Here is a 24,496-nt window from a genome sequence, read left to right on the forward strand (position 1 = left end):
GCTTCCTTTGCTCCGGTGTTGCCGCTAGCCGCGGGTCTTCGGTGCGAACAGTCGGGAGATGAGCCGGGCGGCGAGGTTGAGCACCATCACGATGATGATGAGCGTGAGCGCTGCTGTCCACGCCCGGTTGAGTGCCGGGTCCGGCGGTACTCCGGGCGTCACGTACTGGTAATACGAGAATACCGGCAGTGTCGCCATCCGTCCGTCGAACGGATTGAAGTTGTCACTCGACGTGATCCCGACCGTGACCAGCAGCGGTGCCGTCTCGCCGATCACCCTGGCGACGGCGAGCGTCACCCCGGTCGCGATCCCGGCGAGCGCGGTGGGCAGCACGACCTTCACGATGGTGCGCCACTTCGGCACCGCCAGCGCGTACGCCGCCTCCCGCAGCTCGTTCGGCACGATCTTGAGCATCTCCTCGGTGGACCGCACGACCACCGGGATCATCAGCACGCTCAACGCGACGGCACCCATGATGCCCATCCGGACACCCGGCCCGAAGATCAGCGCGAACAGCGCGTAGGCGAACAGCCCGGCGACGATCGAGGGGATGCCGGTCATCACGTCGACGAAGAAGGTGATCGCCCTGGCCAGCTTGCCGCGGCCGTACTCGACCAGGTAGATGGCCGTGAGCAGGCCGATCGGGACGGAGATCAGCGCCGCGAGGCCGGTGATGATCAGCGTGCCCATGATGGCGTGGTAGGCGCCGCCGCCCTCGCCGACGACTCCGCGCATCGAGTACGTGAAGAACTGGTCGTCGAACCGGGGGGCGCCCTTGGAGATCACGGTGAACACCACCGAGATCAGCGGGATGAGCGCGAGCAGGAAGGCACCGGTGACCACGGCCGTGACCAGCCGGTCGGTGGCCTTCCTCGGCCCCTCGACCGCGCGGGACCAGGCGTAGACCACGACCGCGTAGCCGAAGCCGGCGACGATCGCCGCCGCGGCGACGTTCCAGCCGCTCAGCAGGAGTGCGATGCCGGCCACCAGGGCCGCGAGGAAGACGGACTGGGGCGCGCGGCGCGGAAGTTGCCCGTGGGTCAGCGGCGCCGCGTTCAGCGGCGTGTGCAGGTCGGGTCCCTGGTCGCGGGACGTCGTCGTAGGCATCAGTTGGCTCCCGAGAATTCACGACGCCGGTTGATCACCGCGCGGGCCGCCATGTTCACCAGCAGGGTGACGGCGAAGAGGACGAGGCCGGACGCGATCAGGGTGTTCACCGCGATCCCGGTCGACTCGGGGAAGTCCAGCGCGATGTTCGCGGCGATCGTCTTGGGGTTGCCGCTGCTGATCAGGTTGAAGGTGACGCCGCCGGACACCGACAGCACGATCGCGACGGCCATCGTCTCGCCGAGTGCGCGGCCGAGGCCGAGCATCGAGGCGCCGATGATGCTGGAGCGGCCGAACGGCAGCACCGCCATCCGGATCATCTCCCAGCGCGTCGCGCCGAGCGCGAGCGAAGCCTCCTCGTGCAGCCGGGGCGTCTGGCGGAAGGCCTCCCGGACCACCGCTGAGGTGATCGGCAGGATCATCACCGCGAGCACGATCACCGCGACGAGCATGGTGCGGCCGGTCGATGTGGCGGGGCCCGCGAACAGCGGGATGAACCCGAGGTTCTCGGCGAGCCACTCGCTGGGTTCCACGGAGAGCGGCGCGAGCACGGCGATGCCCCACAGGCCGTAGATGATGCTCGGCACCGCGGCCAGCAGGTCGATGAGGTAGCCGAGTGCCTGGGCGATCCGGCGCGGGGCGTAGTGGGTGATGAACAGGGCGATGGCCACGGCCAGCGGCGCCGCGATCAGTAGTGCCAGGAAGGCCGAGAGCAATGTGCCGAACAGCAGCGGCCAGATGTAGATGGCGACGCCCTCGCCGCCGGGAATGTCCTCCGCGGGGGCCACCAGCGCGGGCCAGGCCTCGGTGAGCAGGAAGGCGGCGACCCCGGCCAGGACGACGAGGATGAGGACTCCCGCCCCGGTCGAGAGCCCGGCGAAGACGCGGTCCCCCGGCCGTTGCGGCGCCCGGTGGGCCCGTGTCCTCTCTGTGCTGGAGGGCACTGTTTCTCCCTTTCTCGATGCTCTGTCGCAGAAGTCCAGAAGTCTCCGGTGGTCACCTGCTCAGGTGACCACCGGAGACCATAAGGGCTGGCCGGACTAGCTGCCGGAGGAGATGGCGTCGACGGCCGGCTGGATCTGCTGCCGCAGAGCATCAGAGATCGGTGCGGACCCGGCGGACTCGGCCGCGGCCTGCTGACCCTCCTCGCTGATCATGTAGTTGAAGTAGGCCTTCACCAGCTCGGCCTTGTTCGCGTCGTCGTAGTTGGCGCACGCGATGCCGTAGGACACCAGCACGATCGGGTAGGTGCCCGCCTCGGTGGTGTCGCGGGCGAGGTCGTAGGCGAAGCTGTAGTCACCACGGCCCTCGACGCGCTCCGAGACCTCAAGCACCTTGGCGGCCGCCTCGGGCGAGTACTGGACGAACTCGCCGCCCACGCCGACCTTGGCAGTGCTCAGCTCGCGGGCCTGGCTGGCGTCGGCGTAGCCGATCGTGCCGTCGCCACCGGAAACGGCCTGGACCACGCCGGAGGTGCCCTGCGCCGCCTCGCCGCCGGCCACCGGCCAGTCACCGCTGACCTCGTGCGGCCAGTCCTGCGGGGCCGTGGCCTTGAGGTACTCGACGAAGTTCTCCGTGGTGCCCGACTCGTCCGAGCGGTTCACCGGCGTGATCGTCTTGTCCGGCAGCTGTACGCCGGGGTTGTCCGCGGCGATGGCCGGGTCGTTCCAATTGGTGATCTGCTGGTTGAAGATCTTGGCGATCGTGGCCGGCTTCAGGTTGAGCTCGTTGACGCCCTCGACGTTGAAGATCACGGCGATCGGCGAGACGTATGTCGGCACCTCGACGACCTGGCCGCAGCGCTCGTTGGCACCGGCCAGCTCCTCCTCGTCCAGGTAGGCGTCGGTGCCGCCGAAGTCGGAGCCGCCGTTGACGAACTGCTCACGGCCGCCGCCGGAACCGATCGGGTCGTAGTTGACCGTCACGTCGGGGTTCGCCTCGATGAAGCCGGCGCGCCAGGCCTGCTGCGCGGCGTCCTGCGAGCTGGCGCCAGCACCGGAGATGGTGCCGGACAGTCCCGAACCGCCACCGTTGCCACCGCTGTCGCTGGGCTCGTTCGCCGAGCCACAGGCCACCAGGCCGAAGGTGAGCGCTGCTGCCGCTGGGAGGGCGAGAGCGCGGCCCAGGGTGGTACGCTTCACAATTAACCTCTTCCGAAGTTTTCCGGTCGGCCTGAGCCGACTCGTGGACATGCTCACGGGCTGGACGCTAAGTGCGGGACATGACACCGCAGGGCAGTGCGGGTGAACGAAACATGAATGAAGCCCGACAAGAAAGCGTCGTCACGGCTACATCACAGAGACGTAACTGTGTGTTGTCATGGAGTGTGAAGGCCGTCATACAAAAGGTGGACGTCAGGTAAGCAACAGGCTCGTGAGTGTTTGCGGCGAGTGAGAACTCGTCTCCGCATTCACGAGATCAGATGTCGTCGCTGGTGTAGCCCGGCATCTTTCCGGTGACGACGAACACCATGCGCCTGGCCACCGAGACGGCGTGGTCGGCATAGCGCTCGTAGAAGCGGCCGAGCAGGGTCACGTCCACCGCGGAGGCGACGCCGTGCGGCCACTCCTTGTCCATGATCACCGTGAACAGGTGCCGGTGCAGGTCGTCGACCCGGTCGTCGTCGGACTCGATGGTGCGGGCCGCGTCGACGTCCCTGGTCTTGATGACCTGCTCCGCCTGCCTGGCCAGCCGGACGGCGACCTCGCCCATCTCGGAGAAGTACGAGCGCACCGCGTCCGGCAGCACCGGCTCGGGATGTCTGCGGCGGGCCGCCTTCGCGACGTGCAAGGCCAGATCGCCCATGCGCTCCAGGCTCTCGGCCGCGTGGATGGCAGCGAGCACGGTACGCAGGTCGGTGGCCACCGGAGCCTGCAACGCGAGCAGCGCGTAGGCCTGCTCCTCGCACTCGGCTCGTGCGTCGTCCACCTTGACGTCGTCGCTGATGACCTGCTCGGCCAGCTCCAGGTCGACCTCCAGCATGGCCCGCGTCGCCCGCTCCATGGCGTCGGCGACCTGGCTGGACATCCCGGCCAGGTTGTTCGCCAGGTTTTCGAGTTCAACGTGGTAAGCCTCGCGCATGGCCGCCACTTTACGTCCAGTGCAGCACCGGTGCCGGGCCGCGGAGTGAACCGGACATGAATGCGGGCTTACATGTTCGGCTCCAGTTGTGGTGCCGGGCCGGTTCGGCTATGCGGGCGCGGCCTGCTGGCCGGTCACGGTGGGTGGGCTGCTGGGCTCGGGCTCCTCGCCGGGCAGCGGCGTGTCCTGGATCAGCGCCTGGAACAGCTCGCCGGTGTCCTTCTCCAGCAGGACCTCGTTGCCGCGTTCATTGGCCTCCCCGACCGTCGGCACGGTCATGAAGACCACGCTGCCCGCGTCCAGGCCACGCATGGACTGGGCCAGCGTCAGCAACTGGTCGACGCCGATGTTCTCGCCGAAGGTGGAGGCGGCGAACGCGTTGACGAAGTCGGTCAGCTTGCCCATGTCCAGCAGCACCTTGCGCGACATCGTGGTCTTGAGCAGCGAGGACATGAACTCCTGCTGCCGCTGCATCCGGCCGTAGTCGGAGAAGGTGGGGTCGCCGTACACCTTGCGGGCGCGGACGAAGTTCAGGGCCTGGTCGCCGCGCAACACGACGTCCCCGGTCTGGGAGATGATCATTCCGAGCTCGGCGTCCCGCATCGGCTCGTCGACGTGCACCGGCACGCCGTCGACGGCGTCGACCATGCCCTTGAAGCCCTGGAAGTCGATACCCACGAAGTGGTTGATCTTCATTCCGGACAGCTGCTGGACCACCTTCGTGATGCACCGGGGGCCGCCGACCGCGAAGGCGGTGTTCAGCTTCACCTGGTCGCCGCCCGCGACGACTTCGCCGTACTCGCCCGTCTCGGGGTTCCAGCGCGCGCAGTCCGGGCGGCTGACCTCGAGATCCCGGGGAAACGACACCACCACGGCGCGGTCGCGATCCTTGGGAACGTGCGCCAGCATCATGGTGTCCGAGCGCGCTCCTGGGACGCCGCCCGTGTCCCCGATGTTGTCCTCGAGCTCGGCGCCCTCCCGGGTGTCCGAGCCGATGATGAGGAAGTTCTCGTCGCCCAGCTGTGCCGAGGCGTTGCGGATGTCGGCCGAGTTCTCGTCCAGCGCGAGGATCTCGGTGAACTTCGCGTTGAACCACGTCTTGGTGCCCCAGGCCGCGCCGGTCGCGAGGAACACCAGCGCGGCGGCCACGACCGCGGTGATCCGTCCGGCCCGGCCGACGCGGCGGCCACGCCGCTCCTTCTTCTCCTGCAGGCGCGTCTGGCCCGCTCCGCCGGTGCCGGAGTCGTGGTTCTCGCGGTCCCGCCCGGAAAGCGCGGGCCGTGGCGGCGGGGCATCGGCAGGCACGCTGCGCGTGGTGCGGTCCGGATCGACGGCGGCGGCGTTGTTCTCGCTGTCCGCGTCGTTCGCGTCGTTCTCGGCGTTTTCGGGGTGACCGGCGAGCAGGGGCTTCGGCAGCCGCTGCGAGGTCGCGGACACCACCCGCTGCAGCTTCGTCCGGGTCTGGTCCAGCCGCTCGGCCAGCCGCTCCCGGCGCTGCCTGCGCTGCCGCTCCTCGGCTTCGAGCTCGTCATGTGCGGCGGAGAAGCGGGCCAGCGAGTCATCGATCTTGCGGCGGTACTTCGTGGCGTCGTCGACCGGTTCCAGCTGGTCCGTCATCGTCAGCCGGTCCTCGAGCGACGGCTTCGGCCGCTCCATGGGGCGCCGGGGCCGCGGCGGCGGTGCGACCGGCGGTGGCTGCTTCGGCGGCGGCGGCGGCGTGCGCCGGGTCGGCGGCTCGCTCTCGGGTAACGGTGGAACGGGCCCGGCCATGTTCCGGCCGCTCCTGTTCCGGACCGGTTCGGCGGGCGGCTCCCGGCGCGGCGGTGCGACCACCGGCGGCGGGGGGACCGGCCGGCCAGGGCGCCGCACGTCCGGGCGGGCGGGCTCCGCGCGGGACGGATGCTGTTCCGGGCGCTGTTGTTCCGGGCGTGGTGCTTCCGGGCGTGGCGGTTCGGCCCGCGGCGGCTCCGGCCGGGGCGCGGGGCTCACCCGTGGCGGCGCCGGTGCCGGTGGCGCGGCCTGCGGCGGCTGCCTCCGCGGCGGTGGTGCCTGCGGAGCCTCGGACGGGAACGGTCCGGAGTTCATCGGCGGACGCCGCCGCGGCGGCTCGTCCGGTCTTGCGGCAGGTGGCCGCCGTGGGCGGACAGGACGCTGCGGTTCGGCGGCGGGCGGTGGGGCAGGCCGCTCGGGCGGCCTGCTCACCGGTTTCGGTGGCACCGGCTGCTGCCCGGTCTCGAACTGTGGCCGTCTGCCGGTGTGCCGGGCGACCACCTCGGAAACGCTGATGCCGCCCTGGCCCTCCATGGAGCGGCGCCGCCTGCGCTCCGCTGCCCGGCGGTTCTGCTGGGCTTGGGCGCGCCACTCGTCGGCCTGCGAACTCTCGCCGGGAGCGTTGCGGTCCTCTGACACGCAGTCTCCCTTCGCAGTCGGTCCGATCAGGTCGCCGGTTTCTCAATCCGGCGTGGTGGTGCCGTGGCAGCCTTTCTCAGCAAGGTTCTCCCGCTGAGTCTGATCGCCCGGCGGGCAGCGTTCGTTATCGTACGGATACCCGCCGTTCGTGACGACACCATGCCGTGAGTTTTTTACGCAGAGTTGTTCTATCGTCCCGAGGTCAGCCACGGTCGAGGGATGCCGCGCAGTTCCATTCGCGGGCATGGCCGAACGGTACGCCACGGACAGTGCGCACCGTGTCGATGCGCTCACGTTCCCGGTAGGCGACCAGATTGCGTCCGGCGCGCTTGGCCGCATAGAGCATGGAGTCGGCCTCGATGAGCTGTTCCTGCGGGTCACCGGGGGTGTCCGCGCGGAGCGCGACCCCGGCGCTGATCGTCACTTCGAGGCCATGACGCAGGCGTGACCAGGTATGCGCGGCGACGCGGGCGCGAGCACGCTCCGCGATCATGACGGCGGCGCGTAGTCCGGTGTCGGGAAGCACGAGCACGAACTCCTCACCGCCGTAGCGGGCGCAGAAGCCGTTCGGCGGCAGGCTCTGCTGCAACAGGGCGACGACCAGGCGGAGTACCTGGTCGCCGACCTGGTGGCCGTACGTGTCGTTGACCCGCTTGAACAGGTCCAAATCGACCAGCGCGATCGCGGGTGCGGGGAGATCGACGAGGCGGCGGTCGAGGTAGCGGCGGTTGAACGTCGCCGTGAGGGCGTCGGTCAGGCTCTCGCGGCGCAGTTGCTCGACCTCGTGCCGGTACTGCTCGGGCACGTGCGGCTGCGGGGACCGGGTCTCGCGGGCCAGGTCGAGGGCCGAGCGCAGGTGCTCGTAGGCCCTTCGCCAGTTTCCCTGTGCGGCGAACATGTCCGCGACGGACTCGTGCACCGCGAGCAGGTCTGTGCAGTCACGGGCTTCCACGCCGTCCTGCGCCCTGTTTCGTACCACCACGCCGGCCTCCGTCGCGCTGCCCGATGCATCGGTTGTCGTCTGTAGAGACAGCACGGCGCCGCGCTGGGGACGGCCGAAAGGCGAATATCGCTCAAGGGGACGACGGGTAGCCGGACGGTGTGGTGGGGGACGGACACGGTGCGCAGCCATACGCCCCGCCGAACGGTTCCACCACTCGTTCGAGGCGGGGCGTATGGCTGTGTCGGTTACTGTCGTCGCTTACTGTCGCCTGCTCTGCCTACTGCTGCGCCGCGGAGGGGTCCATCCACATGATCTCCCAGTGGTGCCCGTCGAGGTCCTGGAAGCTGCGGCCGTACATGAACCCGTGGTCCTGCGGGTCGTTCGCGGGCTGCCCGCCCGCTGCGAGCGCCTTGTCGGCCAGCTCGTCGACCGCCGCTCTGCTCTCGGCGCTCAGGCACACGATCGCCTCGGTCGACTTCGTGGCGTCGGCGATCTCCTTCTTGGTGAACGTCTGGAAGAACTGTTCTTTCAGCAGCATCACGTGGATGGTGTCGCTGATGACGATGGCCCCAGCGTTCTCGTCGGTGAAGTTCTTGTCGTTCGAGAAGCCGAGCTGCTCGAAGAAGGCGATCGACTTGCCCAGGTCCTGGACGGGGAGGTTGATGAAGACCTTGGTGGGTGCAGCGGACATCAGGTGCCTCGATTCTTCTCGACTGCTCGGTTGCTTGAGAGCAAGCTTGCTAAAAGCAACCACGCTTGTCAAGAGTTGACTCATCGGTCGTGAGTGGCTACGCGAGTTAGAACTCGTGTGCGCACTCACGAGAGGTGACCAGGCTGCTCAGATCCGGAAGACCTCGGCGAAGCGGTCCAGCAGGGCGGTGTCCCCGGTGACCCGGACGCTCCCGCTCTCGACCGCCTCGGCGGGCGTGAGCTCGGCCGCCAGCAGCGACCTGATCGCCGGTCCGGCCTCGATGACCAGATCCGCGTCCGCCTGGGCACCCGCCGCCACCTTCAGCTCGCCGTGGTCGATGCGCAGGTGCACGACCACGTCGCCGACCCGCAGCTCGTAGCTCGCCTGGAGGCCGAGTGCCGCCTCCCGGCGGAACGTCGAGCGCATGGCCATCACCAGCGAGTCCGGCGTGACGATGTCCTCAGGGCCCGGTTCGCCCATCGTGCGCGCCCCCCACCGGCCGAGCGCGAGCACGATCGCCTCCAGTTCGTTGCCGTAGTCGGTGAGTTCGTAAACCACGGAGCCGTCCGGCCGCGGCAGCACTCGGCGCTGGATGACCCCGGCGCCTTCCAGCTGCTTGAGCCGGCTGGAGAGCACGTTCGTCGGAATGCGGGGCAGTCCGCGTCGCAGGTCGGTGAATCTCTTGGCGCCGACTAGCAGATCGCGAACGATCAGCAGGGTCCACCGCTCACCGACGAGGTCCGCGGCGTGCGCCAGCCCGCAGAACTGTCCGTACTGTCGCTTGGCCATGGTACTTATTGTAGCGTCTTATTCTCTGCAGAGAGTCTACTTGCTCATGGAAACTACGGTCGCACAACTGGAACCGTACCGTGCCGGGCTGACCGGCTACTGCTACCGGATGCTGGGTTCGGCGTTCGAGGCGGAGGACGCCGTGCAGGAAACGTTGCTGCGCGCTTGGCGGGCGTTCGAGCGGTACGACGAGCGGCGGGCGAGCCTGCGCACCTGGTTGTACTCGATCGCGACCAACGTTTGCCTCGACATGCTGTCGAGCAGCCAGCGCCGCGCGCTGGCAATGGATCTGGGGCTGCCGTCCCGGCCCGGCGGGGCGCTGGGCGCGCCGCTGCCGGAGAGCACGTGGGTCCAGCCCGTCCCGGAGAGCCGGGTGCTGCCCCCGCATGCCGACCCGGCCGAGGCCGCGGTGCTGCGGGAGTCGATCCGGCTGGCGTTCGTCGCGGCACTGCAGCACCTGCCACCCCGTCAGCGCGCGGTGGTGATCCTCCGGGACGTCCTGCGCTGGCGGGCCGCCGAGGTCGCGGGGCTGCTCGGCGGCACGGTCGCCGCCGTGAACAGCGCGCTGCAGCGTGCCAGGGCGACCCTGGCGGACGTCGACTCCGCGCCTGCCGAGCCGCTGCGTCCGCTCGACGAGAGGCAACGGGACCTGCTCGCCCGCTACGTCGCGGCGTTCGAGCGGCACGACGTCGACACGCTCACCGCGCTGCTGCACGAGGACGCGACGATGTCGATGCCACCGTTCGCCTGGTGGCTGCGTGGCCGCGCCGACATCCGGCAGGTGTTCGAGGCTGGGGGCGATGCGTGCGCGGGCGACCGGCTCGTGCCCACCGAGGCCAACGGCAGGCCCGCGTTCGGGCAGTACCGGCCCGGTGCGGACGGTCTGGAACCGTTCGCGCTCGTGCTGCTGGACGTCGTGGACGACCACATCACCGGGACGACCACGTTCCTCGGCTCGGCCGGACTGTTCCCCCGGTTCGATCTGCCCGCCCGGTTGCGCTGAGTTTTCGGCCGCCCCGTCGTACCACCTGTTATGGACATCCGACCCACCATCGAGCACCGGGCCCCGCTGCGGTACGTCGGCGTCCGGCACCACGTCAGCGGGCGGGCCTTCGGCGAGCTGAACGCCCGTGTCCCGGAGCTGTTTGCGTTTCTCGCCGGGCAGGGCACCGGGCCCGAGGGGCCGCCGTTCTACCGGTTCGAGGTCGTCGGGGACGGCCGGCACGTGGTCCAGGCCGGGGTGCCCGTGGCGGCGGACGTGCCGACCGAAAGCGACCTGTTCCTGGGGACTCTGCCGGAGGGCAGGTACGCGACGGTGCTCCACCGGGGCCATCCGGACGCCCTGTTCGACGTCAACGCCGCGCTGCTGGAGTGGGCGGGCCGGAAAGGCCTGCGGCTCGACCGCACGACGGCCGCCGATGGGGAGCACTGGGGCTGCAGGCTGGAGGTGTTCCGCACCGACCCGCAGGTCCAGCCCGACCCGGCGCAATGGGAGACGGAGGTGGCGATCCGGCTCTCCGGCGGCTGATCAGCCGCCGGAGTGCATCATGTCCGCGCCCTCCGGCACGCATGGGTCGTCGGGGTCGTTCAGCCAGCCGTGCGGCAGGGTGACCTTGCCGGGCGAGCCCTGGCGCCCGCGCGGGCCGAGGGCGTCGGCCGGGAACGGCACGTCGGGGTCGAGCTGGGCGATGAGCTCGTCGAGCTCGTCGAGCGCGGACACCGTGGCGAACCCGCGGCGCAGCTCGGAGCCGACCGGGAAGCCCATGAAGTACCACGCCATGTGCTTGCGCAGGTCGCGCATGGCCTTGTCCGGCCCGTCGTGCTCGATGAGCAGCTCGGCGTGCCTGCGCAGCACGCGGGCCACCTCGCCGAGCCGGGGCCCCTCGGGCACCGGCCTGCCCTGGAAAGCGGCTTCGAGCTCGCCGAACAGCCACGGCCTGCCGAGGCAGCCGCGGCCGACGACGACGCCGTCGCAGCCGGTCTCGGCCATCATGCGCAGGGCGTCGTCCGCCGCGAAGATGTCCCCGTTGCCGAGTACGGGGATCGTGGTGACGGCTTCCTTGAGGCGGGCGACGTGGCTCCAGTCCGCCTGGCCGGAGTAGCGCTGCGCCGCCGTCCGCGCGTGCAGGGACACCGCGGCGGCGCCCTCGGCCTCGGCGATCCGGCCCGCGTCGAGGTAGGTGTGGTGGTCCTCGTCGATGCCCACCCGGAACTTCACCGTGAATGGGACGCCCTCGGCCGCGGCCGCCTCGGCGGAGGCCCGGACGATCTCGCCGAACAACCTGCGCTTGTACGGCAGCGCCGCGCCCCCGCCCTTGCGGGTCACCTTGCTCACCGGGCAGCCGAAGTTGGCGTCGACGTGGTCGGCGAGGCCCTCGCTGACCACGATCTTCACGGCTTCGCGCATCGTCGCGGGGTCGACGCCGTAGAGCTGCATCGACCGGGGGAACTCGCCCTCGTCGAACGACATCATGTGCATGGTGCCGGGGTGACGCTCGACCACGGCGCGGGCGGTGATCATCTCGCACACGTAGAGTCCGGCGCCGTACTCGCGGCACAACCTGCGGAACGCCACGTTGGTGATGCCCGCCATCGGCGCGAGCACCACCGGCGGATCGACCTCGTAGGGGCCGATCCGCAGGGCGGGCTTGGTCAGAGCTGCGGTCACGCCTCCATTGTCGCAGGCACGGCGAGTCCCCCGTTCCTACCCGCGAGTCCTGCGTACAGGAGCACGAGTTCCGCGTTCAGAACGCCGGACGACGCCGTCGCGGCACCTCCGGGCGCCTAGAAGTCCACGTTGATGCAGGCGAGCCGGTCACCGGCATCGCCTGCCTCGCCTGGCGCGGTGGAGGTGTGGTGGTCGTGGATGACGATCGACTGCGGCCGCCGCTCGCCGAACGCCCACTCGACGCTCGACATCGCGAAGCCGTTGCCGGACGCGCGGGTGGTGAAGTCGAGCCAGATCTCGTTCTCCGGGTTGGCGAAGGCGGGGTCGTCGGAGGGGCCCTGCACGTGCTGGAAGTGCGGTCCGGCCGCGGAGCCGGTCTCACCGCAGGGCTCGGTGTGCGCGTGGGCGCCGTACTCCCGGTTCGGCACGAGCCCGGACACGTGGAGCGCGGTGCGCGTGCCGAAGGCGGACTTGGAGACCGCGAACACACCCGCCCGCGCGCCCTCGGGCACGAGTTCGGCGTCGTAGGTCACGGCGGTGCGTCCCTCGCGGTACTCACCGAACTTGCCGTGCTCGATGGTGACCGGGCCGCCCGACCCGGCGGGAGTCGCGGCCGCCTGTCCGGCCCCGGCGAGCACCAGCGCGGAGGCGGCGGCGAATGCGGTGACGGTAGCGGGGAGAAGTCGTTTCATGCCTCCCCTAAACCAGACATGACGTGCGTTCGCAACTCGGCGAAGGATGTGGGGGACCTCCCACTGGCTGGTACGGCGAGCCCACCGTGCACCGGAGGCTCGTAACCTGGGTCCGTGAAGACGGACCGGACCTGGCTGGTGGCGATCGCCGCGGCGCTGTGGGGCACGGACGGGCTGCTCCGGCTGCCGCTGGCCGACGCGTTGCCGGCCGCGACCGTCGTGTTCTGGGAGCACCTGCTCGTGGCGGTCGTCCTGCTGCCGCTGTTACCCGCCGCCGTGCGGTCGCTGAGCCGGTGCGGGCCGCGGGAATGGGCCGCGGTGCTCGTGATCGGGGGCGGTTCCTCTGCGCTGGCGACGGCGCTGTTCACCGCCGCCTTCCAGGCGGGCGACCCGGTGACCCCGCTGGTGCTGCAGAAGCTGCAGCCGCTGTTCGCGGTGCTGGCGGCCTTCGTCGTGCTCGGCGAGCGGCTGCGGCCCGGTTACCTGCTGTTCGCCGTGCCTGCGGTGCTGGGTGCGTGGCTGCTGGCCTTCGCCGATCCGCTGGACGTGCGGGTCACCGCGTTGCGTGCCGCACTGCTGGCGCTCGGCGCGGCGGCACTGTGGGCGGCCGGCACCGTGCTCGGCAGGCTGGTCTCGACGCGGCTGCGCCCGCGGGACGTGACCGCGCTGCGGTTCTCGATCGGCCTGCCCTTCGCGGCGCTCATCGTCCTCGGCACGGGCAACGAGTTCGCCGTGAGCCGGGACAACGCCGTCGGCCTCGTCCTGCTCGCGCTGGTGCCGGGACTGCTCGCGCTCAGCCTCTACTACGTCGGGCTCCGGGCCACCCCGGCGGCTCGGGCGACGCTGGCGGAACTGGCGTTCCCGGCCACCGCGGCGATCATCGGCGTGTCCTTCCTGAACGCGACACTGACGCCGACCCAGTGGCTCGGACTGGTGGTCGTGGTCGTCTCGATCACCGCGCTGGGCTGGCACGAGCGCCGGGCACGGCGGGCGCCGGTCGTGGCCGAGCCCGAGCTGGCGGGGGTGGCCGGATGAGCCCGAGCGAGGAGCCCCGGCACCAGCGGCTCGCCCGTAACGTCAACGAGTTGCTCGGCGAGCTGCGCGTGGCCCAGGCCGGTGTGCAGATCCTGTTCGGCTTCCTGCTCGCGGTCGCCTTCACCAGCACGTTCCGCGACGCCAGCGGGTTCGAGAAGGCGCTGCACCTGATCACCGTGGTGTTCACGGCGGCGGCCACGGCGCTGCTCACCGCGCCCGCCGTCTGGCACCGGGTGCTCTTCCGAACCGGCAGCCGCGACGAGATCCTGCGGGTGGGCAACCGGCTGGTGCTCGCGGGCCTCGGCTGCCTTTCCGTCGCGGTCACACTCACCGTCGGCCTCATCGCCAAGGTCGTCTACGGGCCGATCGCGATGGCCGCGGTCGGCGTGCCCATCGGAGCCATGTTCGTGACGCTGTGGTTCGTGATGCCGTACCGCCTCCGGAGGCCCGGCGCCTCGTGAGTGCGCACATGAGTTCTAACTCGGGTAGGCACTCACGAGGGTGAGGGCGCGGGTTCGGTCCACCACGCCGCGCTGTCCGGCGGCAGCGTGACGGTACGGCCGGTGCCGCCGAACTCCGACCTGGCTGTGCTGGTCAGCAGCAGCCGCCCCGGCCGGGGCATCGTCACCGGTGCCGAGCCGAAGTTGACCGTGCAGGTGAAGCCCGTCCCCCGGTGGAACGCCAGCACGTCCGGGCCGGTCTCGGCCCAGCGCAGCGGCGCGGCGGGCAGCTCCCGGCGCAGCCGCAGGGCCGCGCGGTAGAGCGACAGCGTCGACTCCGGGTCCGGTCGCTGTGCCGCCACGGTCAGCCGGGCCCAGTCGGCGGGCTGCGGAAGCCAGGACGAGGCGCCGAAGCCGAACGGCGGCTCGCCGCCCGACCACGGGATCGGCACCCGGCAGCCGTCGCGGCCACGCTCGGTGTAGCCGGAGCGCCGCCACTGCGGATCGGCGAGCACCTCGTCCGGCAGGTCGGTCACCTCGGGCAGCCCCAGCTCCTCGCCCTGGTACACGTAGACCGAACCGGGCAGCGCCAGCGTCAGCAGCGCCGCCGCCCGCGCGCGGCGCAGGCCGGTCTCCCCACCGCCGTAGCGGGTCACGTGCCGCACGATGTCGTGGTTGGAGAGCACCCACGTGCACGGCGCGCCGACCCGCGCCACGGCGTCGAGGGACTCCTCGATCACGGTGCGGAACTGCGCGGCCGACCATTCCGCCTTCACGTAGTGGAAGTTGAACGCCTGGTGCAGCTCGTCGGGACGCAGGTAGAGCGCCAGCCGCCCGGCGCTGGGCGCCCACGCCTCAGCCAAACCGATGCGCTCGCCCGGATAGGAGTCGAGGATCTTGCGCCACTCGCGATAGATCTCGTGCACGCCGTCCTGGTCGAAGTACGGCAGCTCCGCCGAACCGAGCAACGCGCTCTGTCCGGTCCGGCCCGCGTCCGGCAGGCCGTCGGCCTTCACCATGCCGTGTGCCACGTCGATGCGGACGCCGTCGACCCCCCGGTCGAGCCAGAACCGCAGGACGTCGGCGAACTCGGCGTGCACCTCGGGGTTCCGCCAGTTCAGGTCCGGCTGCGCCGGGTCGAACAGGTGCAGGTACCACTGGCCGTCCGGCACCCGGGTCCAGGCTGGACCCCCGAACACCGACTCCCAGTCGTTGGGCGGCCGGTCCCCCACGCCGTCACGGAAGATGTAGCGCTCGCGGGCCCGCGAGCCGGGCCCGGCCGACAGCGCCTCGACGAACCAGGGATGTTGGGCGGAGGTGTGGTTGGGCACGATGTCCACGATCACGCGCAGCCCGAGCCGGTGGGCGTCGGCGATCAGCGCCTCCGCCTCGGCCAGGTCGCCGAACAGCGGGTCCACCGCGCGGTAGTCGGCGACGTCGTAGCCGCCGTCGGCCATCGGCGAGGTGTAGAACGGCGTGATCCACAGTGCGTCCACCCCGAGATCGACGAGGTGGCCGAGCCGGTCGCGCACCCCGGCCAGATCGCCGACGCCGTCGCCGTTGCCGTCGGCGAAGCTGCGGACGTAGACCTGGTAGATGACGGCGGAGTGCCACCAGCTCATAGACCACCCCTCGACTCGTGTCCCGCCCACGGTACGGCCGCCGCCATCGCCTCCGGTGCGATGACGGCGGCCGTACGCGGAACCGGTGTCAGGCGGTCGCGGCCGCGTTGTAGGCGGACTGGATGGTGGAGCCGAAGTACGGCCCGTACATCGTCGAGGGGTCGGAGGTGTACTTGAAGCTGTTCACCGAGTTGATCCGGCCACTGGTGAGCCAGCCGCCGCCCGACGAGCCGCCGGTCATGTCGCAGGTCAGGCCCTGGTCGTTGGAGCCGCCGACGCGGTCCGGCCGGGCCGTGCCCGAGCACGAGTACAGCGACTCGCCGTCGAACGGACGCGCGGCCGGGTAGCCGTACGCGGTGTAGCTCAGCCCTCGCGCGAGGTTGAACGCGATCGGGTAGGCACCCACCACGTCGGTGAGGCTGCGCCCGCTGGAGTTCTCGTTCATCACCGCGAACCCGGCGTCGTAGTTGAAGTCTCCCGAGTTCGCCCACTGAGAGGTGGTGACCAGCCGCTCGGCCGTCCACGTCCCGTACGGCCGGGAGCCGTTGTCATATGCGGGCACGAACGCGAAGTTGGTCGCGAACGCGCCGGGGCCCTCGTTGAGGCAGTGTCCCGCCGTGGTCACCACGTCGGCGTTGCTGCTGCTGGTCGCCGTGCCGGAGCACACGTAGTTCTGCCCGCCGAGCGTGAAGAACACCTTGCCCAGCCGGGGTTGCGGGTTCTCCGGAACGGCGGCCGCCCTCGCCTTCTTGGCCGCAGGCGCCTTCTTGCCCGCCTCGGCGAACCGGACGTCGGCGGGCAGCGCCTCCGCCATCCGTTCCGCGGTCCAGTAGGCACTGACGCGGGACTGCTCGCCCTTCGTCGTGGCCGCCTCGTGGCGGACCACGGCCCTGTCGGCCGCCGCGTCGGCGGACGGGGCGGCGACGGCGGGAACGGCGAGCGCCGCGGACCCGCCGGCCAGGGCGAGGCCCGCGATCAGTGAGCGAATGAGAGGTCGTTTCATGGCTGATCTCTCCCGTTAGTGTGAAAATCACCGAGCAGGGTTGACGGTGATAGCGGCGAACGCTATTAGCGGGAGATCGTCGTGTGCAGCCTTGTATTCCGGCGCGTGATCGGTTAATGGCTCACCGGCTGTCAGCCTCGAATCACTCTCCGAGACTAAGACGAAAGGTGGGCTCACCCGGCGTGTTCGCCATCAGTGGTCATCCTCGGCTCGGCGCGGCCGAGAACGGGCGCCGGCCCCAAATGGGGCGTAAAGGAAATTGCGGACCGTTAGAGTCGCATATTTATTACTGACCGCGGCCGCCGCCTGGTGCCACACTCGAAAGTGGTTGTTGTCCCGCCACGCTCGAAAGGTGCGAAGAATGTCGAGTCGTCATTTCTGGACAGGACCGACGACCGAGGGCCGGACGACCCCCAGTCTGCCGAGTTCGCTGATGTTCCTGTGCGCGGTCTGGCTCGGCTTCGCGCCGTTCGCGCTGCACTACGGCTTCCCCACGCTCTCCGCCGCGGTGGACACCAACGACGTCACGGTCGCCGTCGTCGTCGGCGCGCTCGCGTTCACGCGGGTGGTGGCGCCGCGCGATCTGCCGTGGTTCAGCGTGCTCAGCGCGGTGCTGGGCGCGTGGCTGGTCCTGGCTCCGCTGGTGCTCGACTACTCGGCGGCGCGGCAGCCCGGCTACGCCGTCGTCAACGACGTCGTGGTCGGGCTCGCCCTGCTCGTGCTCGGCACGGTGAGTGCCACGATGACCTACCGGCAGCGCGCCGCCGAGCGGGCCGCCGGTCAGGCGGGCGAGCCCTCGTCGGTCAGGTAGGGATGCAGCGTCTCGGCGTCGATCAGGTGCCGGTGCGGCTGGAACCAGTTCTCCACGGGCGGTGTTTCGGCTGAATCGCCGGTGGAATCGTAAAGCGATTCGTGGTCGCGATTCTCGAATGCGTGCTCGTCGAAGACGGCGAAGATCTCGGCGAGCCGCTCGCCGTCGACCACCTCGGCGAGATCGAGCTCGATCTCCGCCCGGGATTTCGCGATGTGCAGGGCGAGTGCCTCGGCCGTGCACAGGGGCGGCGTCCATCCCGGCCGGGTGAGCCGGTGGCCGAGGATCGAGGTGGCGACCAGGAACTGCTTGGCGAACAGCGTGCTGTAGCCGGCGGCGAACTGCTGGGGGAGCTCGTCCAGGACCCACAGCGCGTCCACCTGGTCGGCGGTGGTGTCCTCGTCCTCCAGCGTCTGGATGTCGCCGAACAGCTCGTCGGTGAGCATCTCGACGCCGTGCAGAAGGGCGCCGGCCACGTACCTGGCCTCCTCGGCGGACACGCCGTCGGCGCCGCCGTGCCCGAAGGCGTCCAGGCCGAAGGCACGCAGGTGCCTCGACGCGTCGAGCAGCCGGGACCGCCGTTCGGCGAGTTCCTCCTCGGTCAGCCCGGTGAACTCGACGACCTCCCCGTTCTCGGGCACCTCGCCGACGGCCAGCGCGCTGGCGAGCTGGTCGTCGGTCGCGGTCACCGCACAGTGCTTGACCTCCCAGCCGATCAGCAGCTCCGTCTCTTCGAGCAGCTGTTCGAGCACCGTTCTGGTGGCGTCCTCGGCGAACACCAGCGCGGGCGCGTCCAGCAGCCAGTGGACGATGGCGCCCCCGGGATGGGCGTTGATGGAGTGCTCGACCGGCGCGATCTCCATACCGTCGGGCCCCTCGATGCTGACGAGGCTGTTCAGCCGCGTGTCCAGCAGCGATACAACCCCGGCCTGCTGGAGCGGGTCCAGGTCGGGCGCGTCCACGGGTGCCGTGATCTCGGCCGTGAGTTGATACTCCACGCCGGGCAGTCTGGCATGTTCGCTCAGCGGGCCGCCCACCCAGCCCGGTCACCCTGTCAGGTCGAGCGTGGCGAGTTCACCCCGGGAGGCGACGCCCAGCTTCGGGTAGGCCTTGTAGAGATGGTGGCCCGCCGTGCGGGGACTGAGGTAGAGCCGCGCGCCGATCTCGCGGTTGCTCAGCCCGCGCGCGGCGAGGCGCACGACCTGCAGCTCCTGCGGGGTCAGCCGGTCGAGCGAGCCTGCGGCCCGGTCCGCGGTGTGCAGGCTCTCCCCCGTGGCGCGCAGCTCGTTGCGGGCCCGCTCTGCCCATGGCCGCGCGCCGAGCCGCTCGAAGATCGTCAGCGCCGAACGCAGCGGCGTCCTTGCCTCGCTGCGGCGCCGTTCACGGCGCAGCCATTCGCCGTACAGCAGCTCGGTCCTGGCCCGCTCGAACGGCCGTCCCGGCTCCTCGCCATGCAGCTCGACGGCGCGTACGAAGCTGCGCTCGCTGTCCTCCCCGGTGGCCAGCAGTGCCCGGAGACGCAGCGTGACCGCCTCCGCCCACGGCTGGCCGCTCAGCCCGGCCCATGCGCCGAAATCGTCTGCCGCCTCCCGCGCCCGGTCCGGCCGCCCGGCCCGGACCGCGGCCTCGGCGAGATCGGGCAGCCCGGTCAGTACGGCGAGCCGGTCGGGCCCGGGGACAGGTGTGGCCGGCCGGTCCAATGCGGCCTCGTGCCTGCCGAGGCCGAGGTCGAGCAGGCTCAGCACGCTCGCCGCGCGCACCGGCGACGCGTCCCGCACCAGTTCCGCGACGCGCTGCCCGTCCCCGGCGATGGCCGCGAGCTCGGCCAGCACGCCCGTGAGCTCGGCGGCACTCTCCGCCTGCCCGGTGTCCCGCGCGATGCGCAGCCCTTCCGCCGCGCCGGCCAGCGCCTCGCGTGGCCGCCCGAGGTACAGCCGGGTGCGGGCGAGCAGGGCGTGCGTGTGCGGCAGCACGCCGACCGCTCCCTGTGCGTGGCCGTCCGCCTCGACCGAGAGGGCGATGTCGTGTGCGGCCAGGTGGTCGCCGAGTAGCAGGTGCCAGCCGGCGACCCGCGTTCGTCCGCGCATCGCCAGCGGGCCTTCGCCGCACCCGGCGAGCAGCGGGTCCGCGTTGCCGAGCAGCCGGCGCAACGCGCGCGGGCCCTCCGGGCTGAGCCGGTGCAGGCCCAGCGCGGCGGTCGCCAGGGTCCGCACGTGGCCTTCCCGGTCGGCGCCGAGTGCCTCGGCCTCGTGCGCGGTCCGGTCGACGGCGCCGAGGTCACCTGCCGACCAGGCGGCGTCGACGGCCCAGAACAGCAGCGTGGTGGCGAGTTCCGGGGCGTGCCCGCTCGCTCGCCGGGCAGCGGCGGCCAGCATCCGGTGGGCGTCGATCGGCCGGTCGCGCTCCACGGCGACGGCGGCGTGCACCATCGCGGCCCTGGCCCGCTCGCCGGGGTCGGTGAGCTGGGTCGTCGCCTCCCGGGCTAGTTCGGACGCACGGTCGAGCTGCCCTGCGTCGGCGGCGGCCGTGGCCGCCGCGGCCAGCCGCCTGCCGCGCTCGCCCTGACCGGGGCTGAGCCTGGCGGCGCGCTCGTACGCGGCGGCGACGGCCGCGTGGCCGCCGCGGGCGCGCGCGTGCTCGGCACTGCGTTCCAGCGCGGTCGCGACCTGCTCGTCCGGTCCGGTGCTGGCGGCGGCGAGATGCCAGGCGCGCCGATCGGCGTTGGTTTCCTCGTCCAGCACCTCGGCCAGCGCGCCGTGCACGGCGATCCGTTGCAGCAGCGTCGCGCCCTGGTACGCGGCGGAGCGGATGAGTGGATGCCGGAAGCCGAGGCAGTTGTCGGTGAACATCAGCAGGTGGGCGTCCTCGGCGGCGCGCAGGTCCTCGGCGGATGCGCCGAGCAGCTCACCTGCCGCGAGCACGGTGCCGGTGTCGCAGGTGCCGTCGGCGGCGGCGACCAGCACGATCGACCTGGCACGCTCGGGCAGTGCGGCGATCCGGTCGGCGAAGGTGCGCTGGATACGGCTGTGCGTGGGCAGCTCCGGCACCCGGAAGGGCTGCCCGTCCGGGACCATGAGCCTGTCCTCGCGCCGCGCGTCGGCCAGTTCGAGCAGCGCGAGCGGATTGCCCGCGGCCTCGGCGGCGATCTGGTCGCGGACGTGCCGGGGCAGGTCGCCCGCGTGTTCGGCGAGCAGACCGGCAGCGGCCGTCGCGTCGAGGCCGTCCAGCCGCAGCTCGGGGATGCCCGGCGCGGGGAACGGCGGCGCGTACAGGTCACGCGCGGTGAACAACAGGACTACGCCGTCCGCCTCGAGCCTGCGCGCGGCGAAGAGCAGCACGTCGGCGGAGGCGTGATCGAGCCAGTGGGCGTCGTCGACGAGCGCCAGTACCGGGCGGTCGTCGGCGAGGTCGGCGAGCAGGGTCAGCACGGCGAGCCCGATGGTGAACCGGTCGCCGGCGCGGCCCTCTCCGGTGCCGAGCGCGCAGCGCAGCGCCTGCGCCTGTTCCGGTGGCAGCGCGTCGATGCGGTCGGTGACGTGCCGCAGCAACAGGTGCAGTCCGGCGAAGGGCAGTTCGGCCTCCGACTCGATGCCGGTGCCCCGCAGGACCCGCAGGCCGTCACCGGCCGCGGCGGCGTGATCGAGCAGTGCCGACTTGCCGACCCCGGCCTCGCCCCGGATGACGAGGCTGCCGCTGCGGCCGGCGCCGGCGCCGGTGAGCAACTCCTCGATGGTGGACAGTGCGTCCGCGCGCCCGTGGAGGGTGGCGGGACGGATGGCGGTCAGCGTCATGCCGCCAGGCTGCAACCTCGACCTTGGTGGAGGTCAATGCGCGGCGGTCACGCGGCGTAGGGGCGGGCCTCGCGGGCCTCCCGCAGCGCGGTGCCCCACCAGGCGAGCTGCCCCAGCATCGACCGCGCGGCGGCGCTCGCCGACTCCGCGTCCTTCGGCCGCCCTCCGGCGTCGAAGCGGTCCCAGAACTGGGCGAAGCTGAGCGTGTCGCGCACGGTGGTGGCGTGCAGCTCGGCGAACACCTGGCGCAGGTGCTCGACGGCGCGCAGGCCGCCCGCCATCCCGCCGTAGGAGACGAAGCCGACGGGTTTGGCCTGCCATTCGGCGTGGAAGTGGTCGATCGCCGTCTTCAGCGCGGCCGGGTAGCTGTGGTTGTACTCCGGCGTCACGACGACGAACGCGTCGGCCGCCGCGAGGCGGGGCCCGAGGGCGGCGACGTCCATGGAGTGGTCGAGCGTGTCCGGCAGTTCCATGTCGGCCAGGTCGATCAGGTCGACCTCGATGCCGTCGTGTCCGGCCGCCTCCGCGGCGAACCACTTCGCCGGTACCGGGCAGAACCGGTCCTTGCGCGTACTGCCGATGATGATCGCGAGGTTCAACTGCGTGTCGGTCATGCCGCTCACGCTAGGAACGGGCCCTGCACCCGGGCATCTGTCGGTCGACCGGCGTCCGCGCCATCTGTCGGTCGACTGATGCCGCGAGCGCGCCCTGCTTTCTAGCGTTCGGGTATGGACAACAACACGATGCCGGACATCACCCGCCCCGACTCCCGCCTGGTCTGGGCGAGTGAATGGTTCGTCGGCTCGCCGGAGGTGCAGCGCAAGGTCGCGGATGCCGCACTGGGTGCCTGGGACTCCGCGCCGTGGCCGGAAGGGCTGCTGTCGCACAACGTGCTGCTGAGCACCGATGGTGAGCGGGTGGCGCACTATTCACAGTGGACCGGGCGGGAGGCCGTGCTCGCGTTCAGGCGCACCGATCCGCCGGAGCGGGTGCGCGGCCTCCTCGCCGAGGTGCCGGAGATCGACCGGCGTCAACTCGTCGAGTACGAGCTGTACCGGAGCGCGTTCACGCCGGGTGACACGCGGGTGCCCGGCTGCGTCGTGCTCGTCGAGGTGGAGTTCGACGGCCCGGACCCGCGGCGGCAGCGAGACTGGATCGACGCGGTGTTCGAGGCACTCGAAGCGGACCCGGCGCCGCATCCCGGTGGCATCTCCGGCCACTTCCACGCCAGCACCGACGGCACCCGGGTGCTCAACTACGCGGAATGGGAGACCGAGCAGGCACACATCGACGCGCTCGCCGCCTCCGGGGACGGCGTCGGCTCCGGGGGCGCGAAGTGGGACCGGGTCCAGAACTACCCCGGGATGGTGCGCAGCCGGGTCACGCGGTACCGCTTCTACCAGGGCGCGACGGCCTGAGGTTACATAGTGAAACCGCCATGTATCACCCGGGCAGTGGTTCCCCGGCATGTTCGGCCTGCCTAGCGTTGGTCACCGGCAGAGTGCCGCGCGCACGGAAGGTCGGTGATTCACATGGGTGGATGCGGTTGCTGTGGTTCGTGTTCCGGTCCCGGATGCGGCTGCTGCGGGAAGTGCTAGCCGCCTGAGCGGGATCGCGGAAACGGCGCGTTCGCAGCGTCGCGAACGCGCCGCCTCCACGGACGATCAGTCACGGCGAATGCGGGAACAACAAGCCGCATCGCATACGTTCGAATAGGATTTCTGCGCCTCGCCGCATCGAATTCCTTTTGTTCTTTCCCGATCGGACTGTTCGACGGGCTCCGGAGCCACTGGCTTAACCTGGTCGGGTGAGCGACGTGGGTGACCTGGTCGCAGGCCGGTACCGGCTGCGACGCCGTATCGGCAGTGGGGCGATGGGCGTCGTCTGGCAGGCCGACGACGAGCGGTTGCGCCGTGCCGTCGCCGTCAAGCAGCTGCTGCCGCAGCCGGGCGAGGATCCGGCGCGGGCCGAGGAGGCACGGCACCGGGCGATGCGGGAGGGCCGGATCGCCGCGCGGCTGCAGCACCCGAACGCGATCGCCGTGCACGACGTCGTCGAGGACCATGGCCTGCCGGTGCTGGTCATGGAGTACCTGCCCTCGCGCAGCCTCGCCGACCTGCTCACCGAGCGGGGTGCCCTCGACCCCGCCGTAGTCGCCGACATCGGCACGCAGGTCGCCTCCGCGCTGGCCGCGGCGCATGCCGCGGGAATCGTGCATCGCGATATCAAGCCCGGCAACGTCCTGATCGACGACGACGGCGTCGCCAAGATCGCCGACTTCGGCATATCACATGCCACCGACGACGTGTCGGTCACGCGTTCCGGCCTGGTCGCGGGCACGCCCGCCTACCTCGCGCCGGAGACGGCGCGGGGTAGCCCGCCGACGCCCGCCTCCGACGTCTTCTCGCTCGGCGCCACGCTGTACGCGGCGGTGGAGGGCGTGCCGCCGTTCGGTGTCGAGGACGAGAACTCACTGGCGTTGCTGCACCGGGTGGCGGAGGGCACCGTCCCGCCGCCGCGCCGGGCGGGACCGCTCGAACCGGTACTGCTGGGCATGTTGCGGCCCGACCCGGCCGAGCGGCTGGGCGCGGCTCAGGTCCGCGACGCCGCGCGGGCCGTGGCCGCGGGCCGTCCGGTGCCGGACGCGCTCGCGCGTGCCGCGGGTGACTGGCACACGCAGCCACTGGCCGCGGTCCCGGCCGCCGGCCCCGCGGGAACCAGGCTCGACGCCGTGCCGGCCAGGGCCGCCCGGCCCCGGCGCGGGCGGCTGTTTGCCGTGGTGGGGGGCGTGCTCGTCGCCCTGTTGGCCGGTGTGCTGCTGCTGACCCAGCTCAACTCCGGTGAGCAGAGCGCCGCGCGGCAGCCGCAGGCGAGCGGTACCCGGCCGGTGGCGGCGGCCGAGCTGGAACGGGCGGTCGCCGAGTACTACGCACTCCTGCCGGATCGGCCGGGCGCGGCCTGGGCACGGCTGGGACCCGGGCTTCGCGCCGAGGGCAGGCAGGAGTACGAGAGCCGGTGGGCGAAGGTGTCCGAGCTGGACGTGGTCTCCCAGCCGCGCGAGACCGGGGAGCGCACCGTGCATGTGGGCACCGAGCTCGTCCTGGACGACGGGGCCATGGTCACCGAGTTCCACCAGCTCGGCCTGATCACCGACGGTGACGCGCTCTTGATCGACTCCGACACCCTCCTGCACAGCGAGAGCACCGCGCCCCCACCGCCCGAGGACAAGGACGACAGCAACGACAGCAGCGACAAGAACGACAGCAACGACAAGAACAACAAGAACAACAAGAACAACAAGGAGGACAAGGGCAAGGAGGACGAGAAGGGCGAGAAGGGCGAGAAGGGTGAGGACCGCAAGGGCGAGGCGGACGAGAAGGGGGAGCGGGACAAGAAGGGTGAGCGGAACTGAGC

Annotated in this window: 22 protein-coding genes; 7 read left to right on the forward strand and 15 right to left on the reverse strand. The window is 71.0% G+C overall.

The features are described from left to right. Positions 1-24 precede the first annotated feature (24 nt). The 8 genes from pstA to JAP66_RS01635 form a co-directional block, all read right to left on the reverse strand. A complete protein-coding gene (gene pstA / locus JAP66_RS01600; RefSeq protein WP_199429477.1) occupies positions 25-1,107 on the reverse strand; it encodes a phosphate ABC transporter permease PstA in 1,083 nt (360 codons plus the stop codon). After that, a complete protein-coding gene (pstC, locus tag JAP66_RS01605; RefSeq protein ID WP_199429479.1) occupies positions 1,107-2,051 on the reverse strand; it encodes a phosphate ABC transporter permease subunit PstC in 945 nt (314 codons plus the stop codon). The genes pstA and pstC overlap by 1 nt, the downstream gene beginning before the upstream one ends. 96 nt (positions 2,052-2,147) lie before the next feature. Beyond that, positions 2,148-3,248, reverse strand: coding sequence for a phosphate ABC transporter substrate-binding protein PstS (gene pstS / locus JAP66_RS01610; RefSeq protein ID WP_199429481.1), 1,101 nt, complete (start codon positions 3,246-3,248; stop codon positions 2,148-2,150). A gap of 277 nt (positions 3,249-3,525) precedes the next feature. Continuing rightward, on the reverse strand, positions 3,526-4,188 hold the full coding sequence (phoU, locus tag JAP66_RS01615) for a phosphate signaling complex protein PhoU (protein WP_199429483.1): 663 nt from the start codon (positions 4,186-4,188) through the stop codon (positions 3,526-3,528). Positions 4,189-4,296: 108 nt separating this feature from the next. Further along, a complete protein-coding gene (locus JAP66_RS01620) occupies positions 4,297-5,805 on the reverse strand; it encodes an LCP family protein (protein ID WP_199430020.1) in 1,509 nt (502 codons plus the stop codon). Between the two features lie 994 nt (positions 5,806-6,799). After that, positions 6,800-7,579, reverse strand: a complete 780-nt coding sequence (locus tag JAP66_RS01625; RefSeq protein ID WP_372448928.1) for a GGDEF domain-containing protein — start codon at positions 7,577-7,579, stop codon at positions 6,800-6,802. 238 nt (positions 7,580-7,817) lie between these two features. Continuing rightward, entirely contained in the window at positions 7,818-8,231 is a 414-nt protein-coding gene (locus JAP66_RS01630; protein ID WP_199429485.1) for a VOC family protein, read from the reverse strand. Positions 8,232-8,378: 147 nt separating this feature from the next. Then, positions 8,379-9,020 carry a winged helix-turn-helix transcriptional regulator gene (locus JAP66_RS01635; protein WP_199429487.1) on the reverse strand — a complete coding sequence of 214 codons (642 nt, stop codon included), beginning with the start codon at positions 9,018-9,020 and terminating at the stop codon, positions 8,379-8,381. A 46-nt stretch (positions 9,021-9,066) separates the two neighbouring features. Between JAP66_RS01635 and JAP66_RS01640 the strand changes: the two genes are divergently transcribed. After that, positions 9,067-10,023 carry a sigma-70 family RNA polymerase sigma factor gene (locus tag JAP66_RS01640; protein ID WP_199429489.1) on the forward strand — a complete coding sequence of 319 codons (957 nt, stop codon included), beginning with the start codon at positions 9,067-9,069 and terminating at the stop codon, positions 10,021-10,023. Positions 10,024-10,053: 30 nt separating this feature from the next. Further along, the gene (locus JAP66_RS01645; RefSeq protein WP_199429491.1) at positions 10,054-10,548 is read left to right on the forward strand and encodes a GyrI-like domain-containing protein; all 495 of its coding nucleotides are present in this window, start codon (positions 10,054-10,056) and stop codon (positions 10,546-10,548) included. On the opposite strand, the gene dusB is transcribed toward JAP66_RS01645, so the two are convergent. Together dusB and JAP66_RS01655 are read right to left on the reverse strand one after the other, a co-directional pair. Beyond that, positions 10,549-11,688 carry a tRNA dihydrouridine synthase DusB gene (gene dusB, locus JAP66_RS01650; protein WP_199429493.1) on the reverse strand — a complete coding sequence of 380 codons (1,140 nt, stop codon included), beginning with the start codon at positions 11,686-11,688 and terminating at the stop codon, positions 10,549-10,551. It lies immediately after the preceding gene. Between the two features lie 116 nt (positions 11,689-11,804). Then, positions 11,805-12,380, reverse strand: a complete 576-nt coding sequence (locus JAP66_RS01655) for a superoxide dismutase family protein (RefSeq protein ID WP_199429494.1) — start codon at positions 12,378-12,380, stop codon at positions 11,805-11,807. Between the two features lie 138 nt (positions 12,381-12,518). On the opposite strand from JAP66_RS01655, the gene JAP66_RS01660 reads away from it, so the two are divergent. Then, the gene (locus JAP66_RS01660; RefSeq protein ID WP_199430022.1) at positions 12,519-13,415 is read left to right on the forward strand and encodes a DMT family transporter; all 897 of its coding nucleotides are present in this window, start codon (positions 12,519-12,521) and stop codon (positions 13,413-13,415) included. Next, a complete protein-coding gene (locus JAP66_RS01665; RefSeq protein ID WP_199429495.1) occupies positions 13,412-13,876 on the forward strand; it encodes a DUF6328 family protein in 465 nt (154 codons plus the stop codon). The genes JAP66_RS01660 and JAP66_RS01665 overlap by 4 nt, the downstream gene beginning before the upstream one ends. Before the next feature lie 32 nt (positions 13,877-13,908). Here JAP66_RS01665 and JAP66_RS01670 read toward each other — a convergent pair whose 3' ends face one another. After that, positions 13,909-15,477 carry a glycoside hydrolase family 13 protein gene (locus JAP66_RS01670; RefSeq protein ID WP_199429496.1) on the reverse strand — a complete coding sequence of 523 codons (1,569 nt, stop codon included), beginning with the start codon at positions 15,475-15,477 and terminating at the stop codon, positions 13,909-13,911. An 88-nt stretch (positions 15,478-15,565) separates the two neighbouring features. Further along, positions 15,566-16,480, reverse strand: coding sequence for a trypsin-like serine peptidase (locus JAP66_RS01675; RefSeq protein ID WP_199429497.1), 915 nt, complete (start codon positions 16,478-16,480; stop codon positions 15,566-15,568). Between the two features lie 361 nt (positions 16,481-16,841). Here JAP66_RS01675 and JAP66_RS01680 point away from each other — a divergent pair, with 361 nt between their 5' ends. Continuing rightward, positions 16,842-17,291: an SPW repeat domain-containing protein gene (locus JAP66_RS01680; protein WP_199429498.1), complete on the forward strand. Its 450-nt coding sequence runs from the start codon at positions 16,842-16,844 to the stop codon at positions 17,289-17,291. On the opposite strand, the gene JAP66_RS01685 is transcribed toward JAP66_RS01680, so the two are convergent. Genes JAP66_RS01685 through JAP66_RS01695 form a run of 3 tightly spaced genes read right to left on the reverse strand, consistent with a single transcriptional unit; the run spans position 17,261 to position 21,696 of the window. Beyond that, entirely contained in the window at positions 17,261-18,289 is a 1,029-nt protein-coding gene (locus JAP66_RS01685) for a hypothetical protein (protein WP_199429500.1), read from the reverse strand. The two genes, JAP66_RS01680 and JAP66_RS01685, sit on opposite strands and share 31 nt — an antisense overlap. A 48-nt stretch (positions 18,290-18,337) precedes the next feature. Continuing rightward, the gene (locus JAP66_RS01690; RefSeq protein ID WP_199429502.1) at positions 18,338-21,082 is read right to left on the reverse strand and encodes an ATP-binding protein; all 2,745 of its coding nucleotides are present in this window, start codon (positions 21,080-21,082) and stop codon (positions 18,338-18,340) included. A gap of 47 nt (positions 21,083-21,129) precedes the next feature. Further along, the gene (locus JAP66_RS01695) at positions 21,130-21,696 is read right to left on the reverse strand and encodes an NADPH-dependent FMN reductase (RefSeq protein ID WP_199429504.1); all 567 of its coding nucleotides are present in this window, start codon (positions 21,694-21,696) and stop codon (positions 21,130-21,132) included. A gap of 114 nt (positions 21,697-21,810) precedes the next feature. On the opposite strand from JAP66_RS01695, the gene JAP66_RS01700 reads away from it, so the two are divergent. After that, a complete protein-coding gene (locus tag JAP66_RS01700; protein WP_235998647.1) occupies positions 21,811-22,500 on the forward strand; it encodes an antibiotic biosynthesis monooxygenase in 690 nt (229 codons plus the stop codon). 389 nt (positions 22,501-22,889) lie between these two features. Next, positions 22,890-24,494, forward strand: a complete 1,605-nt coding sequence (locus JAP66_RS01705; protein ID WP_199429506.1) for a serine/threonine-protein kinase — start codon at positions 22,890-22,892, stop codon at positions 24,492-24,494. Positions 24,495-24,496: the final 2 nt, after the last annotated feature.

The sequence above is a fragment of the Qaidamihabitans albus genome, from assembly GCF_016464705.1.
In the GTDB taxonomy this organism is placed as follows: Bacteria; Actinomycetota; Actinomycetes; order Mycobacteriales; family Pseudonocardiaceae; genus Qaidamihabitans; species Qaidamihabitans albus.

Bases quoted from the DNA above. Each gene is read 5' to 3' on its own strand.
- pstA (WP_199429477.1), bottom strand. From the start codon at position 1,107: ATGCCTACGACGACGTCCCGCGACCAGGGACCCGACCTGCACACGCCG.
- phoU (WP_199429483.1), bottom strand. From the start codon at position 4,188: ATGCGCGAGGCTTACCACGTTGAACTCGAAAACCTGGCGAACAACCTG.
- JAP66_RS01620 (WP_199430020.1), bottom strand. From the start codon at position 5,805: ATGACGGACCAGCTGGAACCGGTCGACGACGCCACGAAGTACCGCCGC.
- JAP66_RS01630 (WP_199429485.1), bottom strand. From the start codon at position 8,231: ATGTCCGCTGCACCCACCAAGGTCTTCATCAACCTCCCCGTCCAGGAC.
- JAP66_RS01635 (WP_199429487.1), bottom strand. From the start codon at position 9,020: ATGGCCAAGCGACAGTACGGACAGTTCTGCGGGCTGGCGCACGCCGCG.
- JAP66_RS01640 (WP_199429489.1), top strand. From the start codon at position 9,067: ATGGAAACTACGGTCGCACAACTGGAACCGTACCGTGCCGGGCTGACC.
- JAP66_RS01645 (WP_199429491.1), top strand. From the start codon at position 10,054: ATGGACATCCGACCCACCATCGAGCACCGGGCCCCGCTGCGGTACGTC.
- JAP66_RS01655 (WP_199429494.1), bottom strand. From the start codon at position 12,380: ATGAAACGACTTCTCCCCGCTACCGTCACCGCATTCGCCGCCGCCTCC.
- JAP66_RS01665 (WP_199429495.1), top strand. From the start codon at position 13,412: ATGAGCCCGAGCGAGGAGCCCCGGCACCAGCGGCTCGCCCGTAACGTC.
- JAP66_RS01670 (WP_199429496.1), bottom strand. From the start codon at position 15,477: ATGAGCTGGTGGCACTCCGCCGTCATCTACCAGGTCTACGTCCGCAGC.
- JAP66_RS01675 (WP_199429497.1), bottom strand. From the start codon at position 16,480: ATGAAACGACCTCTCATTCGCTCACTGATCGCGGGCCTCGCCCTGGCC.
- JAP66_RS01680 (WP_199429498.1), top strand. From the start codon at position 16,842: ATGTCGAGTCGTCATTTCTGGACAGGACCGACGACCGAGGGCCGGACG.
- JAP66_RS01690 (WP_199429502.1), bottom strand. From the start codon at position 21,082: ATGACGCTGACCGCCATCCGTCCCGCCACCCTCCACGGGCGCGCGGAC.
- JAP66_RS01695 (WP_199429504.1), bottom strand. From the start codon at position 21,696: ATGACCGACACGCAGTTGAACCTCGCGATCATCATCGGCAGTACGCGC.
- JAP66_RS01700 (WP_235998647.1), top strand. From the start codon at position 21,811: ATGGACAACAACACGATGCCGGACATCACCCGCCCCGACTCCCGCCTG.